At 68.8% G+C, this 15,018-nt stretch carries 16 protein-coding genes and 1 riboswitch; of the genes, 4 read left to right on the top strand and 12 right to left on the bottom strand.

Features of this window, described 5'->3' with window-relative positions; genetic code table 11:
* The first annotated feature begins 148 nt into the window (after nucleotides 1-148).
* The gene (locus OG804_RS15710; protein WP_328387251.1) at nucleotides 149-298 is read left to right on the top strand and encodes a hypothetical protein; all 150 of its coding nucleotides are present in this window, start codon (nucleotides 149-151) and stop codon (nucleotides 296-298) included.
* Nucleotides 299-391: 93 nt separating this feature from the next.
* Here OG804_RS15710 and OG804_RS15705 read toward each other — a convergent pair whose 3' ends face one another.
* From OG804_RS15705 to OG804_RS15685, 5 genes are all read right to left on the bottom strand, one after another.
* On the bottom strand, nucleotides 392-2,125 hold the full coding sequence (locus tag OG804_RS15705; RefSeq protein ID WP_328387249.1) for an alpha/beta fold hydrolase: 1,734 nt from the start codon (nucleotides 2,123-2,125) through the stop codon (nucleotides 392-394).
* A 71-nt stretch (nucleotides 2,126-2,196) separates the two neighbouring features.
* Nucleotides 2,197-2,751: a TetR/AcrR family transcriptional regulator gene (locus tag OG804_RS15700; protein WP_328387247.1), complete on the bottom strand. Its 555-nt coding sequence runs from the start codon at nucleotides 2,749-2,751 to the stop codon at nucleotides 2,197-2,199.
* Nucleotides 2,752-2,815: 64 nt separating this feature from the next.
* The gene (locus OG804_RS15695) at nucleotides 2,816-4,087 is read right to left on the bottom strand and encodes a sensor domain-containing diguanylate cyclase (protein WP_328387245.1); all 1,272 of its coding nucleotides are present in this window, start codon (nucleotides 4,085-4,087) and stop codon (nucleotides 2,816-2,818) included.
* 22 nt (nucleotides 4,088-4,109) lie between these two features.
* On the bottom strand, nucleotides 4,110-4,919 hold the full coding sequence (locus OG804_RS15690) for an SAM-dependent methyltransferase (protein ID WP_328387243.1): 810 nt from the start codon (nucleotides 4,917-4,919) through the stop codon (nucleotides 4,110-4,112).
* Between the two features lie 558 nt (nucleotides 4,920-5,477).
* Nucleotides 5,478-6,545: an NAD(P)H-dependent amine dehydrogenase family protein gene (locus tag OG804_RS15685; protein WP_328387241.1), complete on the bottom strand. Its 1,068-nt coding sequence runs from the start codon at nucleotides 6,543-6,545 to the stop codon at nucleotides 5,478-5,480.
* 453 nt (nucleotides 6,546-6,998) lie between these two features.
* Between OG804_RS15685 and OG804_RS15680 the strand changes: the two genes are divergently transcribed.
* The gene (locus tag OG804_RS15680; protein WP_328387239.1) at nucleotides 6,999-7,442 is read left to right on the top strand and encodes an NUDIX hydrolase; all 444 of its coding nucleotides are present in this window, start codon (nucleotides 6,999-7,001) and stop codon (nucleotides 7,440-7,442) included.
* A 181-nt stretch (nucleotides 7,443-7,623) separates the two neighbouring features.
* Here the strand turns inward: OG804_RS15680 and OG804_RS15675 are convergent, their stop codons facing one another.
* From OG804_RS15675 to OG804_RS15650, 6 genes are all read right to left on the bottom strand, one after another.
* The gene (locus tag OG804_RS15675) at nucleotides 7,624-9,090 is read right to left on the bottom strand and encodes a flavin-containing monooxygenase (protein ID WP_328387237.1); all 1,467 of its coding nucleotides are present in this window, start codon (nucleotides 9,088-9,090) and stop codon (nucleotides 7,624-7,626) included.
* A gap of 19 nt (nucleotides 9,091-9,109) precedes the next feature.
* Complete coding sequence (locus OG804_RS15670) at nucleotides 9,110-10,168, bottom strand: PDR/VanB family oxidoreductase (RefSeq protein WP_328387235.1); 1,059 nt, start codon at nucleotides 10,166-10,168, stop codon at nucleotides 9,110-9,112.
* A gap of 109 nt (nucleotides 10,169-10,277) precedes the next feature.
* Nucleotides 10,278-10,610 carry a DMT family transporter gene (locus OG804_RS15665; protein ID WP_328387233.1) on the bottom strand — a complete coding sequence of 111 codons (333 nt, stop codon included), beginning with the start codon at nucleotides 10,608-10,610 and terminating at the stop codon, nucleotides 10,278-10,280.
* A gap of 2 nt (nucleotides 10,611-10,612) precedes the next feature.
* Nucleotides 10,613-10,927, bottom strand: coding sequence for a DMT family transporter (locus tag OG804_RS15660; RefSeq protein WP_328387231.1), 315 nt, complete (start codon nucleotides 10,925-10,927; stop codon nucleotides 10,613-10,615).
* Between the two features lie 10 nt (nucleotides 10,928-10,937).
* A riboswitch (guanidine-III (ykkC-III) riboswitch) is annotated at nucleotides 10,938-11,004 on the bottom strand.
* Between the two features lie 118 nt (nucleotides 11,005-11,122).
* Nucleotides 11,123-11,659 (bottom strand): hypothetical protein, encoded by a 537-nt coding sequence (locus tag OG804_RS15655; protein ID WP_328387229.1) that lies wholly within the window; start codon nucleotides 11,657-11,659, stop codon nucleotides 11,123-11,125.
* 96 nt (nucleotides 11,660-11,755) lie between these two features.
* A complete protein-coding gene (locus OG804_RS15650) occupies nucleotides 11,756-12,355 on the bottom strand; it encodes a peroxiredoxin-like family protein (RefSeq protein ID WP_328387227.1) in 600 nt (199 codons plus the stop codon).
* Between the two features lie 69 nt (nucleotides 12,356-12,424).
* Here OG804_RS15650 and OG804_RS15645 point away from each other — a divergent pair, with 69 nt between their 5' ends.
* Entirely contained in the window at nucleotides 12,425-13,036 is a 612-nt protein-coding gene (locus OG804_RS15645) for a TetR/AcrR family transcriptional regulator (protein WP_328387225.1), read from the top strand.
* 33 nt (nucleotides 13,037-13,069) lie between these two features.
* Here the strand turns inward: OG804_RS15645 and OG804_RS15640 are convergent, their stop codons facing one another.
* Entirely contained in the window at nucleotides 13,070-13,294 is a 225-nt protein-coding gene (locus tag OG804_RS15640) for a FitA-like ribbon-helix-helix domain-containing protein (protein ID WP_328387223.1), read from the bottom strand.
* Between the two features lie 296 nt (nucleotides 13,295-13,590).
* Here OG804_RS15640 and OG804_RS15635 point away from each other — a divergent pair, with 296 nt between their 5' ends.
* On the top strand, nucleotides 13,591-14,763 hold the full coding sequence (locus OG804_RS15635) for an aminoglycoside phosphotransferase family protein (RefSeq protein WP_328387221.1): 1,173 nt from the start codon (nucleotides 13,591-13,593) through the stop codon (nucleotides 14,761-14,763).
* Nucleotides 14,764-15,018 lie beyond the last annotated feature (255 nt).

The raw sequence follows: 15,018 nt of genomic DNA, 5'->3' as shown, positions 1-15,018 counted from the left end.
ACGGTATCGCCGAATACGCCCCCGGCGGCCGGGTGGTGAAGGGATTCACCTGGTTCCGTCCACGCGGTGGGGGTCCGCCGCCGCGGCGGCGACCACCGTCGCTCTCTGCGGTGACGACCCGGAGGCGCTGAATGTCGTCGAGGCGCTGGTGCGCGACGCCGGCGCGGTTCCGGCCGTGGTGGGGCGGCTGGACCGGGCCAGACAACTGGAGGAGGCGGCCGGTTTGTTCATCGCGCTGGCGTTCTCGGGCGTCGATCCTGGATCCGTGGTGCCGGCGTTGCCGCCGGTCGAGCCGTGACCGTTTACGGCCCGACCGGTCGTCGCGGCGGCGGGGCCGGCAGCCGCCGCCCGACGGCGAGTCGTGGAAGTCGATCGGCCGGTCGGTCCGGAGCTATGCGTGGAACATGTTGGTGGTGAACATGTTCTGGCTCGAGGTGAGTATCTGGGCGACGTGCTCGGGATGGGTGAGATGCGGATTGTGACCGGCCCCGTCGATCACCGTCGTCGGTGCGGTGGCGGCGCTGGTGAGCGGATCGTCGGATCCGACGACGATATGGACCGGCACGGTGGCCTCCGCCAGCAGTGCGCGTGCGGCCGCGCGGCTCCGCGGCCGGGTTGCGGAGCGTAAGGCGGCGACGGTGCGCCGCGCCACCCCGCCGCGGCGCAGACCCGCGCCGGCGCTCTCGATCGCCGGGCCCGGCGGCACCCGCAGGAGGGCGGCCAACCGGTCGGCGGAAAGACGGCGCAGGTAGGCGGCGGCGAGCGGGGTGCGCGTGATCCAGGGTCCGCGGCGTTGCAGGAATGCCGGGGACACCAGCACGACGCCGGCGACGCGGTCGGGATGGGTCGCCGCGTAACGCAGTACCGGTACGCAGCCGAGAGAATGCCCGACCAGGACCGGGCGGCTGGTGACCGCGTCCATGAGCTCGTCGATCCGGTGATCCGGGCCCGCCGGCCCCGGCGCGGATCGGCCGAGGCCGGGGAGATCGGCGGCCAATGTGGCCACGCCCGTGCGCTCGCGCACCTCGCGCCACGCTTCGCTGTCGGTCGGCAGCCCGTGCAGCAGCACGAATTCCGGCGTGTGCCGGTCGCCGGAGACCCACAGGCGGCCCTGGAAACCCGCCGCCGGATCCGCGTCGGTGGTGCCGAAGCGGCTGCTCACCAGGTGATCCGCCCAGGTGCGCACGATCTGCTCGGTCGCCGGCATGACGAGCCCGGCCCGCGCGGCCACGGCCTCCGCCGCCGAGGTGTCGTAGCGTTCGTCCGCGAGGAAAGCCAGCCGCTCGCGGTCCACTCCGGTCACCCAGCGGGGCAGCCGGGCCACCAGGCTCACCGGAATTGTGAGATGCGGTGCGCGCACGTTCATATGCCGGGCCAGCAATCGCATCAGGTCCGGTAGCGGCGGGCTCGCCGGATCGAGCACTGTGTACGACTCGCCGGCGGTGTCCGGGTCTTGCGGCAGGGCCGTCAGGAAGGCGACGAAGTAGTCGAGATCCAGGATGGGGAGCAGAGTTTCGGCGCTGCCCGGCAACGCGGGCAGCCTGCCGTACCAGAGGTCGCGGATCAGTTCGGCCAGGCCTATGTACTGTCCGGGGCCGATGACGGTGCTGGGGTTCGCGATGCTCAGCGGAACTCCGGTGGCGATCGCTTCTTCCTGGAGGATCCGGTCGGCCTCGAATTTCGACGCGCCGTAGGCGCCGACGGCGTAGTTGTGTTCGGCGGATTCGGGCACGGTGACCCGATAGCCGGTGATATGGACCAGCCGGCGCAGCCGCGGGCGTTGCGCCGACCAGCGCAGCACCCGGACGGCGCCGTCGATGTTCACCGCCCGGGCGAGGGCGGGGTCCAGTCCGAACGCGAACTGCGCGGCGCAGTTGTAGACGTCGCGCACGTCGTCCAGCCGTGCCGATCCCACAGCGCCCAGTTCGGGGTCGGTGATATCGGCGGCCAGCACGGTGAGCCGCCGGCGATCGACCTGCCGGCCGTCGAGCCAGGCGCGGAGGCGGGGTTCACTGCCGGGGCGTACCGCGGCGGCGACCGTTCGGCCCTGCTCGAGCAGGCGGGCCACGAGTGCGCGCCCGATGAATCCGGCCGCGCCGAAGACGAGAGTGTCCGGTGTGCTCATATCAGTGTCCTAACTAGACTGGTCTACATATTCTGCGGATATGCGTACACGGTGACCTGTGTGGGTCGGATTCAGAGCAGGGTGCGGGCGACGCGCGCGGCGCGGTCCAGCGGTTCACGGCTGCGATGGGTCCGTGCGAGCAGCAGCGCACCTTCGACCAATGCGAGCAGCGAAACCGCCAGATCCTCGGCGTTCCGGTGGCCGCCGGCTCGCAGGATGATGCGCAGGGCCTCGGTCCACTGTGCGTACACCTGCGCGCAGGCCTGCTGCACGATGTCGTTCGTGCCCGAGATCTCCAGTGCGACAGTCGCGACCGGGCAGCCGTTCTCCCACCCCGACGCCTCCAGGCGGTCGCCGAGCAGAGTGATCAGATCGGCGACCGCGCCGGCCGGATCGCTGATGTCGGCGGCGTCCAGGGCCGCGTCGATCAGGCCCGAGGTCTGGGTGATCGCCGCGGCGACGAGTTCGTCCTTCCCGCCCGGGAAATGGAAGTACAGCGATCCGCGCGGGGTATCGCTGGCCGTGAGGATCTGGTTCAGGCCGGTGCCGAAATAACCCCGGCGCTCGATCGAGGACCGGGTGGCCTCGATTATCCGCTGTCTGGTTTCGGCTCCCTTGGTGCCCATACCAAGAAAATAGACCGGTCATCATAAAAATGTCAACAGCGGTACCGCGGCCGAACAGTGGCGCTCAGGGCCTGGAGCGGGCGGCCTTGTTGCGGTACATGGCGATATCGGCGGCCTGCATGGCCTCGTCGATCTCGGTCGGCGCGTCTTCGAGATAGACGGTGCCGATACTGGTGCCGATAGTGATGGTCTGCTGCCGGATCGCCATCGGCGCGGTGAGCGTGGCCAGCAGATCGGCGCGCATCGCGGCGAGCTGCTCTGCGCCGCGGCAGTTCTCGATCATGGCGATGAATTCGTCGCCGCCCAGCCGGGCGACGACCCCGCCCGCCGCGGTGACGATCCCCTGCAGCCGGACTCCCACTGTGCGCAGAACCTCGTCGCCGGACGAATGCCCCCAACGGTCGTTGATCTCCTTGAACCCGTCCAGATCCAGATAGGCCACGCCGACCGGCGGGTTGGCGGCGGCGAGCCGGTCGAAGAAATACGCGCGGTTGGGCAGGCCGGTGAGTTCGTCGTGATTCGCGTCGTACCAGAGCTGGGCGGCCAGTTCGCGGCGTTCGGTGACATCGACGGCGACGCCGATCAGGAACTGGATCCGGCCGCGGTGATCCCGGACCGCCGACATCGACAGATCGATACCGGCCTTCGAAGCGTCGCCGCGCCGGTAGTCGATCTCCAGCCGGAACCGGTCGATACTGCCCGCGAGCAGCTGCGTCATCCGCGTGTAGGCGGTACCGATTTTGGCCGCACCCACCAGGTCGACCACCGCCCGCCCGGGCATCTCGGCGACCTCGAGCCCGAGCATCTCCGCGAACGCGGAATTCGCCTCCAGCACCCGGCCCGCGGTATCGACGGTGCCGATTCCCACCGAGGCTCCGGCGAACACCGCGGCGAACCGGGCTTCCGACAGCTCCCGCCGGGTCTCGGCCTCCCGGGCCGCCGTGAATGCCGCGGCCATGGTGGCCTCCTGCTCCGACAGCGCCACCGAGCGCAGCGCGGCGGCGAAGCCGGTGGCGAATTCGGCGGCGACGAGCAGGGCCCGCTCCCGGATCGGCGCGGGGGCCAGGCCGGGGTCGGTCCGGCGCAGGTGCTCGGGCACGGTCGCGCAGATCAACGGGATCGTCCGGCCGACCACCAGGGGATCCCGGTAGTTCGCGTCGACCAGGGCGGCGGCGGTCTCCTGTGCGGTTTCGGGCGCCCGGCGGCCGCGCACCGCGTCGATGAGATCCCCGGCCAGCTCGGCCAGTAGCTCTTCGATCCGGTCCCGGGTGAGAGTCGGTGCGACCGCGCCGTCGAGTGCGTCCGCCCAGCCGACCGCGAGTTCCCGTGGGGTCACGGCAGTAATCCCGGTGCTCGGATCAGGCTTTGCACGCCACCCCGGCCAGGCCGAGTGATCGGCCGGGCTGTTCGTGCCGGTCGCGTGCCGACTCCGGTCGCCACAGCGGCAGTTCGACCACTCCGGGTTCCACCAGCTCCCAACCGTCGAACAGCGCGGTGATCGCGGCGCGCGACCGGAAATGGATGCCCACCCCGTTGGCGGCGGCTGAAGAGGCGCCCAGCTGGGCGGCGTCCTCGGGGCGTTGTGCGGAGGTCAGATGCGAGATGGCGATAAAGCTGCCGCCCGGTACGGCATGCCGCAAGGCGGCGACCTTCGCCGCGGGCAGATGATCGTCGGAGAGCAGATGCAGGACCGCGAACAGCAGTATCCCGACCGGCTGCGCGAAATCGACGAGACCGGTGGCGACGACCCGTTTCAGGAGGTCCGCCGGATCGCGGAGGTCGGCCTCGATCGCGCGGTAGCGGTCGTCGCCGACCAGGATCGCCCGGGAGTGGGCGACCGCGATGGGATCGATATCGGCATACAGCACATGGGCGTCCGACCCGCACTCCTGCACGATCTCGTGCACGTTACCCGCGGTCGGTATCCCCGAACCGATATCGAGGAACTGGGTCACGCCCGCCTCTACGAGGAAGCGCACCGAACGGCGCAGGAAGGCCCGGTTGCTCAATGCCAGCCGGGGCAGATCGGGTACCAGGCGGCTGCCGCGCTGCGCCGCACGCCGGTCGACCTCGAAGTTGTGCGACCCGCCGAGGAGTGCGTCGTACATCCGCGCCGGGCTCGGCTGTCCCATATCCACACCCGCGGGCGCCCATGCCGGCCTGTCCATCTCGTCCCCTCTGCGCTCGGTGCCCGCACCCGACCGGCGCCGGCGCGCCCGCCGCGCGCAGGTGATCCTGCGCGGCACCTCGGATCGCCCGCGGTACGGACGGTCCGGAGTCGGCCGGCGCATGTTCCGGCGCCGGACGACGCTGTGCGAATAATAGCCCGTACGTGGGGAGTCGCCGCGCGCGGTGCGGCGCGGCGCGGGCGGTCATCCGGGCGAGAGGTTTATGAAATATGTTCTCGGGCAAGCGAATCCGTGGATGAATGGATATCGGGTGAGTTGCTCGCCACACCCTCGGACACCAGCGCGACCGCTGCGGTTCCGGTGCTCGCGTCGGTGCGGCCGGAGGTATGGCGCGCGACCCTCTCGAATACGCACCGCGACCGCAGGGGCCGCGGTCGCCAAGGCCGGTCGGCGTCGACCGGGTGGGCGGGTGGAGTGCGGATCGGTCGCCGACTCGGCCTATCCCGCGGACCGCCCGGCCGCCGCTATGAGGCGCTGGATCGCGTGGTGCGCGAGAACCGGAGCGGCGCCCGGCCCCGTTGCCTGACCGTGCCCGGACTAGCCGACCCCGGGGACGACGCCGTGCGGCTGGATGAGCGGTAGATCGTTGTAGGTGACGATGCCGGGCGCGGCGGCGACCACCGCGGGGATCGCGTTGATCACCGGCATGGCGGTCATGATGTGTCCGAGGGTCATGAAATCGGCGATCGTCTCGGCCTGGAAATCCGGTGGCGGCAGGAAGCTCACGATGTTCTTCACGGTCGGGCGCCCATCGATCTGGAGAACCCAGCCGTCCTGATCGATCTGCCAATCGGGTTCGAGGGTCTGCCCCTTGCGCCAGCGCACGGTCAGCTCGACCAGGGCGCGGCCGGCGACGATTCCCTTCCAGCTCGCGAACACTCCCGCCACCCCGCCGGCCGGGATGGTCCACGAACCCAGGTCCAGATCGGCGGTGGTCTGCGCGAATTCGGCGTCGCAGCGGATCTCGTCGAGTTCCACGCCCAGGGAGTCGCCGATCATCCGCACCGCCTCACCGAATACGGCGGTGCCCGCGGCGGCCATGGCGGGTAGTTCGGGGTCATCGATCGGCCGGCCGAATCCGACCGGCCGTTCGGTCGCCGGTGAGTCGTAGAAGGTGGTGTCGGCCGCCTCGCTGACGGTCACCTTGTCGACGCGGTCGCAGATGCCCGCCGAGACGATGGCCAGCAGGTTGATGAATCCGGGGCTGATACCCGAGCCGAATATCGTCGAACCGCCCCGGCGGCAGGCCTCGGCGATCCGGTCGCGGCCCGGGCCCTGGCGGTGGCCGGTGATGAACGAGGCCGTCGCGACCACGTCGATGCCCGCCGCCAAGATGCGGACCAGTTCGTCGACGTCGATCCACATCGGGTTGTAGACGACGCAGTCCGGTTTCAAGGCCAGCAGTGCGTCCACATCGTCGGTGGCGGTGATCCCGAGCGGTTCGATTCCGCACAACTCGCCGATATCGCGCCCCACCTTCGCCGGCGCCCACGCGTAGCAGCCGACGAGTTCGAGGGTGGGGTTCGCGACGATGGCGTGGACGGAACTCTTGCCGACGTTGCCGGTCGTCCACTGGACGACCCGATACCGATCATGCTTGGGCACGCGCTCAGCATAGGGCGGCTCGCCCGTTCATGGAACGAATACTCTAATTTTCGAGAACAATATTCTCCTACCGGCCCGCGGTGTGCCGGGTCACAGATCTCGGTAGGTCGACACTCCTGAGATCGCCGTCACGGCGAGGCTTCTGTCACAGGTCTTCGCGCGTCGGAAGTGCGCGCGCGGAGTGCTTCCGTCGCAACCTCGGTGTTTCAGGTGTCACTCTGCCTTGTCGCGGTAATCCACTGGCCATCAATATGTTTCGTAATTGTGAAGAATATGTTTCGCAGCCGTGGTTGATTGCGGGCTGTTGTGCGCCGATACGCGGCGCCGCCGGATCGAGTTGTTCACTTCGGTCAATCCGGTGTCATCCGATGGTCACGGCGCGGTAATATCTAATGGCTCGCCTGCGGCGTGACCGTGGCGAGTCCGCCCGATCGAAGGTTGGTGAGACCGCACATGTCGGTATCGATGTTCGACGAGACCCTGCCTCGTGGCGAACAGGACGGGGTCGGGCTGCGGGTAGGCGCGATCATCGATCGGGGTGGGGAAGTTCTATTACTCGAACTGCCCAGCACCGGGCCGATTCGTCCGACACTGAAACTCCCCGGCGCGACGGTGGAACCCGGGGAATCGGTGACGGGCGCGCTCGTTCGTGGTGTACAGGAAGAGACGGGGCTCACCGTCACCGATATCCGGCACCACGTCGGAGACTTCGACTACCTGTCCCCGGCGGGCAAGCCGGTGCGGCGGCTGCATTTCGCGGTAGAGGTGGTGGCCACGGCGCCCGTCGTGCTGAGTGCGCACGCCGCGTACGAATGGACGCCGTTGAACGGCGAGTTGCCCGTCACGTCCTCCATCCGGAAGATCCTCGACAACTATCGCGAGCTGGCCTACCACTGAACGCGGTCGGCGCGGATGCGCGGATCCGATCTGTGATCGTCGGATCGGCCTGTGATCCAGCGCGACTGTTCACCGCTGCGCGCGGCAGTGCGTAGACCGTCCGATTCGCGGGCCCGCCGGGGTGTGGTGCCCGATCTCGTACGTGATCGCCGGGCGGATTCCCGAGGTGGCCGGGTACTCCTCATGTGGAGCCTATCGTATAAGCATCTAAATCGAATTGTCTTGTCCGGGAACGGTATTCGAAGCTCCAATTGGGATAGAGGCCGGCGTTGCGGCCGTCCGGGGTCTGGTAGTAGCTGGTGCACCCGCCGGAGACCCACACGGTGGACACGCTGCGCCGCGCCATCTCGTCGAGGAAAGCGTCCTGCACCCCGGGTTTGAGTTCCACCCGGCGGGCCGAGCGCCTGCGCGCGGTGGACAGCGCGTCGACGATATAGGCGATCTGGGATTCGATCATGAAGATCGCGGACTGGTTCCCGGCCGCGCCGAAGGGGCCCAATGTGCAGAAGAAGTTGGGAAATCCCGCCAGGGTGGTGCCGAGATAGCTCTGCGGCTGTTGGCTGTACAAATCGGCGATCGACAGTCCCTCGCGCCCGGCGAACCGCTCGAAGGCGCTGGGCAGCGCGCAGAACCCGGTCCCGTGGATGATCGTGTCGACCGGATACTCGGCGCCCCCGCGAGTCACGATCGAGCGCGGCCGCACCTGCGCGATCCCGTCGGTGACCACGTCCACATTGGGCCGGTCGAGTGCGGGCAGGTAGGCATCGGAGAAGAGGGCGCGTTTACAGCCGATCATGTAGTCGGGGGTCAGTCGCCGGCGCAGCGCCGCGTCGCGCACCTGTCGCAGCAGCTGCAGTTTGCCGAGCATCTCGAAGGGATGCCGGAACCGCTTGTCGACGAAACCGACCAATCCGAAACTCTCGACCGCCAGGAACCAGCCGCCGCGCATCGCCGCGCCCGCCGGCGGGAACTCGCGCAGCAGCAGCCGTTCGAGACGCGAGGTGCGGCGATCCAGCCGGGGGATGATCCAGGGCGCCGACCGCTGGAACACCACCAGACCGGCGACCTGCGGCTGGATCCGGGGAATGAACTGCACCGCGGCGGCGCCGGTGCCGATGACCGCGACCCGCCTGCCGGTCATATCGTGGTCGTGATCCCAGTGCAGTGAATGAAAACTCGTGCCGGCGAACGTGTCCAGGCCGGGTAGGTCGGGATACTTCGCCTCGGCGAACAACCCCGTCGCGGAGACGAGGAAGTCCGCGGTGACCGTGCCGCGGCTGGTTTCGATCCGCCAGTGTGAGCGGCCGTCGTCCCAGCGCGCGTCCAGCATCTCGGTGCCGAAGCGGATATGCCGGATGACGTCGAACCGGACGGCCACCGAACGCAGATATTCGAGGATCTCCGGTTGGGTGCCGTAGGTGCGCGACCAATCGGGGTTCGGGGCGAACGAATAGCTGTAGAGCGGGGACGGCACGTCACACGCACAGCCCGGATAGGTGTTGGCCCGCCAGGTGCCGCCCAGATCGTCGGCCTGCTCCAGGATCAGCAGATCGTCGAATCCGGCCTCCCGCAGGCGCACTGCGAGACCGATACCGCTGAAACCCGCCCCGACCACGACGATATGCCGGTGTTCGGCCGCTGAGGACATGTGCACGGTCCTTCCGCTGTCAGAGGTCGACGACCACTGCGTCGCCCGCCGCGCGGGAAACGCAGGTGAGCATATGGGTGTCACGTTCGATATCGGGCAGGGTCCGGTCCCGGTGGTCGATCGCACCGGCGATGACGGCGGTCTTGCAGGTGCCGCAGAAGCCTTGCCGGCACGAGTAGGCGAGGTCCGGGACGACCCGGCCGAGCGCGGTCAGCGCCGTCTCCCGCGCCCCCACCCGGACCGTGCGGCCGGTCCGGGCGAGGGTCATATCGAATTCCTTGCCGTCGATCACCGCGGGCGCCGAGAACTGTTCGCTGTGCAGCGAGCCGGTCGGATTCAGGGCGAACATGCTGCGGCGCGCGGCGGCGAGCATCGGCGGTGGGCCGCAGACGTAGACGGCCGCTCCGGGTGCGGCGGTCGCGATCAGTTCCGCGATATCGGGCGGGCCCGATTCGTCGTCGGGGCGGATATCGGCGTCGGTCAGTTCCGCGAGGAACGGCATTGTCGCCCGCGAGCGCCCCGCGTAGATCAGGCGGCCGCGTTCGCCGGCCGCACGGACCATCGGAAGTATCGGCGTAATGCCGATGCCGCCGGCTATGAACAGATAACTGGGTGCGGAGACGAGGGCGAACGCGTTGCGCGGGCCGCGGGCCCGGAGCACGTCACCGGTGCGGATATCACGGTGCAGTTCGCGGGAGCCGCCCGCGCCGTCGGCGATGCGCCGCACCGCGATTCGATAGTGGAAGCGTTCGCCGGGGTCGCCGCACAGGGAGTACTGCCGTTGTCGGCCCGACGGCAGGAACAGATCGAGGTGGGCGCCCGGCCGCCATCCGGGCAGCGGCTCACCGTCGGTGGCGCGCAGGGTGAATCCGAGCACCTCGTCGGCTTCGGGCCGGATCTCCTCCACGACCAGTGGTCGTGAGAAACCGCCGCGCCGCAGCGGATTCGGGGGTGACAGAACGGTCGCGGCCGGTCCGGAGACGAAGACGGCCCGGTAGGCGTCGACGAGCGCGCCGATCATCCGCAGTGGCCGGGGTGGGGCGAAATCCCGTGCGGGGCGGCCGGAGCGCTGAGCCATGGCGGTAGCTTACAAAGCAACAAATTGGCTTGCAATGTTGAGGAAGTCGAGGCTGGGAACCCGGTGGACTCCGCTCGGCGACCGTAGCGCCACCGAGCGGAGCGCGCACCTACTGCGACGATTCGTCGTGCGGGACCAGCTCCAGCCCGATGACCGCCACCACGATCCCACTGAGGCAGACGAGCTTGGCGACGGTGACGGCTTCGCCGCCCGTGACCATCGCATAGGTCACCGTGAGCGCGGTGCCGACTCCGGTCCAGACGGCATAGGCGCTGCCGATCGGAATATCGCGGACCGCCCGGCCCAGCCCGAACATGCTCGCGACCAGTGCGACGAAGAAGATCACCGTCGCCACCGGTTCGGTCAACCCGGCCGACTTTCCGAGCGCGGTTGCCCAGACTGCTTCGCAGACCGCGCTGGCCAGCAGAATGATCCACGCCATGGTCAGCTCACCGCCTTCAGGCCCACGACCGAGGCGATGAGCAGCGACAGCAGCAGGAGCCGCGCGATACCGGCGCGTTCCTTACCGGTGACGACAGCCCAGAGGGCGGTCAGTGTCGCGCCGGTGCCGACCCATACGGCGTATGCGGTACCGGTGGGCAGATCGATCATCGCCCAGGCGAGGCCGGCCATGCTCAGAACGAGTGCACCGGCGAACAGGACCGTGGGTTTCCAGCGACGGAAACCGTGCGAGGCGGCGAGCGCGGTGGCCCACACGGCCTCCAGAACGCCCGACAGCAGCAGGACGAGCCAGGACATGACAAAACCTTCCGAGTCAGTCTTGTCGCGATGCGGGTACTGCTCCCTCGTCCGCGAGCCCGATCGCCGGGCTCTGTGTCGGCAACGAACCGGGCGCTTCCGGGATTCCCGCGGGTGACCGGAACCACCACGGTCACGGTCAGGGGTGCGGCTGCCGCAGCGTCCGCGATAGGGCGTCGGTCGCGCCCCCGCGGGTCAGGCCGGGTGCACCGAGACGACGCCGCGGCACACCGACGTCCGGGTATTGACGAACCACCAGCCGCCGCCGGTGCGGGTGGTCACCGTGAACGCCACTGTCCCGACCCCGGTCCAGGCACGGTTCACCGGAACTCCCGGCTTCTGCTTCAGCGTCTCCTCATCGCTGAAGGCGGTCCCCGAAACGCCCGTGGTCTCGTTGTGCCAATCGAGCTGTACCCGGGTGCCGTACGGCGTGGCGCCGAAGATCGGGAACAGACTGGCCGGCGGGTTGGGCAGATCGTTGCCGCCGCTGAGCAGCAGTGACGGCTCCAGCGCCGCGCCGCCCGGCGGCAGGCTCGCTCCGGAACTGGCCCGGATGTTCCAGGTGAACGGCGGCGCCCACGGCAGCGGATTGGCGCTACCGCAGGTCATATCGGTGTACGCCCCGGGTTGCGCCGCGGCGGCGCCGGCACCGGCGGTCACCAGCGCGGCCGCCGCGAGAACCGCAGCGGCAGGGGCGAGTACTGCGGTGACGAACTTTCGTGCGTGAGGCAATGGCGCTCCCGAATCCTGTAGTGGGGTGTGCCGGAGACAGTATCGAGCCGAGTGTGTCGCGCGGGCGATCGCCACGATCAGGGCGTCGCGCGGTCGTCATAGCCGTGTCTCCTTCGGTGACGAGGCGGCCGGTGTCGCGGGGGTGCCGTGTTCGGCGGCCAGGGTGAGCAGTTCGCCGACCGACCACTGGTCGTCGACATGGGTGCCGTACTTCGCGGCGAGGACCGCACCGTGCGGAGCGATGAGAAAATCGGCGGGCAGTCCCAGCCGCCCGCCTTCCGGGTGGGCCGGGGGCGCCGGGCGGCCGCTGTGCCGGCCGGTCGCGGCCAGTTCCGCACCGACCGCACGCGCGATGGTGGGCCAGCCGCGGGGATCCAGCAGGGCCCGGGCGCCGGATTCGACGCCGAATTCCCGGTACAGCCCGCGATCGGGATCGGGGATCACGTCCAGGGGCAGGTCGGCTGTGTATTTGCGCAGTTCCGCGGCGGAGGAGTGGAAGACGACCACTTCCCGGATGCCGGCGGCTCGGATATCGGCCAGTCCGGCCACGATCGAGCGCAGGTGCAGAGTGCAGACCGGGCATCCGGCGAAGCGCCGGAACTGCAGGTGGACCAGATGCCCGGGGGAAGGGATCGGAATGTGTTCGCCGGTGAGGCTGGTGAGTGTGCGGGCGGATACCGGGTCCGGATGCGACATGCGGGCTCTCCTTAAGAGTACTTTGTACGCCTATAATCATTATGCGCGTATCCAGTACGCTGTCAATCCGTGCCCAGGCCGCGATCGCTCACCGACGACCAACTGGTCGCCGCCGCCCTGGCGGTGATCGACCGGGACGGCTTGACGGCGCTGACCATGCGCGCCGTCGCGAAGGAACTCGGGATGGCCACCATGGGCCTGTACCGGTACGTCACCGATCGGCAGGCGCTGGAAGTGCTGGTGGTCGATCACGTCTTCGGGTCGGTCGACCTCGCATTGCCGGCCGCACACTGGACGGACCGGATCCGATCGCTGATGGACCGCCTGCGCGTCGCGGTCGCGAAACATCCCGCCGCGGTGCCGCTGATACTGCGGCACCGACAGGCCGCGCGGGCCTCGCTACGGTTGATCGACACCATGCTCGCCGTGCTCACCGACGGCGGATTCACCGGCGCCGACCGGGTCGTCGCACAGCGCACCCTGATCGGCTACCTGCTCGGATTCCTGCAGAACGAGCACTACGCCGCGTTGTCGGGGGCGGGCACGATCACCATGTCCGAACTCCGGCCGGCCGATTTCCCGTACCTCGCCCACACGGCGGCCGACGCCAGATCGGTGCCGCCGGACGAGGAGTTCCGCCGTGGGCTCGACATCGTGCTGCGCGGCCTCACCGCGGGCTGACCGGCGACCCCTCGGCGGAGCCGGCGCGGTCGATCACCGTGCGTCCGGCGGGGCGTGCGGTCCGGAGCTCTCCCAGTCGTCGTCGGGGCGCTCACCGGCCAGCACCGAGCCCAGCCGGGCTCTTTCGGGGGCTCGCGTCACGACGTCCTCGAGAATGGCGAGGATCTCGGCTTCGGTGCTGCGTCCGTGATTGACCGCGCGCACTCGCAGGGCGCGGTACACCGCGTCCGGTACATGTCGAACAGATAGCGTCACCATACGAGGGCGTCTTTCGTCGACTGTGGTCGGTGACCCGATTATATTTCCCGCTCCGGCCGGGTTCCGGCGTGCGCGGCGTCTCGTTCTGGTATCGGGCCGCGCGGCCCCGTCTCGTCGGCCCGTCTCGATGGTCCGGCGGTGTGCCCGAAACCGTCGGCCGGATATCTTTCGGTCGAAACCCATTCCGGCACTGGGAATATGGCGCAAGATCGAGAATCGTCGATGCGATAGAAAGCCCGGACCGGATGGTCCGGCACGGTGCGCGGTATCTCGCGCATCCGGAAAGTGAGGCGGAAATGAATCACAAGCTCTGGCTGCTCGGTCGGCTCGCCGCGGTCGGCGGGCATATTCTCGGAGAGAAGATCACCGGGCACCGGGCGCGCGCGATAGCGGACGTGCCCGCGTCCGGCGCCGCGCTCACGGCCGAATGGCTGACCGCGGTGCTGTGCCGGGAGACGCCCGGCGCCGAGGTGGTCTCGTTCGACATCGCGGGCGGCAGCAGCGGCACCTCCACCCGGGTGGCCATACGGGTGGAGTACAACGACGCCGGGAAGACGGCCGGGCTGCCGGAGGCCTTGTTCGCCAAGACCACGACATCGCTGAGTCAGCGCATTCTGCTGGGCGGCGGGAAGATGATCGACGGTGAGACCCGGTTCTTCCGGGATTTCCGGCCGAAGCTCGATATCCAGGCGCCGCTCGGTTACTGGGGCGCCTCCGATCCCGCCTCGTGGCGGTCGATCGCGCTGATGGAGGATATCGCCGCGACCCGGGGTGCGGTGTTCAGCGAACCCACCGCGCCGATCGGCCGGGACGAGATGGAGGACCTGGTCCGCAATCTCGCGCGTGTGCACGGGACGTACTGGGAGGATCCCGCGATCGAGGTGCTCAAGACGACCAATGAGGCGCTGCGCGCCTATCTCGCGGCGATCGATATGAAGACCCGCTGCGCGGTGGGCCTGGAGCGGGCCGACGAGGTGGTTCCGGAAAACCTGAAAGGGCAGGCGGCGCGCCTGTGGGCCGGGGTGGAGCGGGCTGTGGACATGGCGACCCGTGATCTGCCGCATACGCTGCTGCACGGCGACCCGCATATCGGGCAGACCTACCGGACCGCCGAGGGGCGGATGGGTTATGTCGACTGGCAGGTCGTCATGCGCGGCGGGTGGGGGCACGATTTCGCCTACACGGTCAATTCCGGATGCGAACCCGAGGACCGGCGGGCGTGGGCACCGGATCTGCTCGCGGCGTACCTGGAGGAATTGTCCCTGGCCGGCGGTGCGGCGCCGGCCTTCGACGACGCGTGGCTGATCTACCGGCAGCAGTCGATGTTCGCGTACGCGGCATGGGCCTTCACGATCGGGCGCGCGGCCTATCAGCCCCGGATGCAGTCGACCGAAACCTGTCTCACCTTGATGCGACGGATCACCACGGCGATCGACGACAATGAATCCCTGGATGCGCTGGGTGTCTGAAAAGCGGCCGGGGGCTGAGCTTTTCGATGCCCGGGCCTCGGCCGCACCCCTTTCCGCCGACCGTGGTCCGGGGTCCCGAATGTGCGGACTAGTCCCATGAAATGCCCGAAAAGGACGGGCGTACAACATATTTGAAAGCGAACACATGCAATAGTGATGTCGTACCATCGCGGGGTTCCGGCTCGAGTCAGCAGTTCGCAGGAGGAGCCTCGAACCGGGACCGGCCGATGGAAAACCATCGGCCCCACCCCCGAA

It is taken from the genome of Nocardia sp. NBC_00416, assembly GCF_036032445.1.
Classification (GTDB): Bacteria; Actinomycetota; Actinomycetes; order Mycobacteriales; family Mycobacteriaceae; genus Nocardia.
Note: the sequence above shows the minus strand (reverse complement) of the source record. Positions and strands in the feature narration are given on the sequence as shown.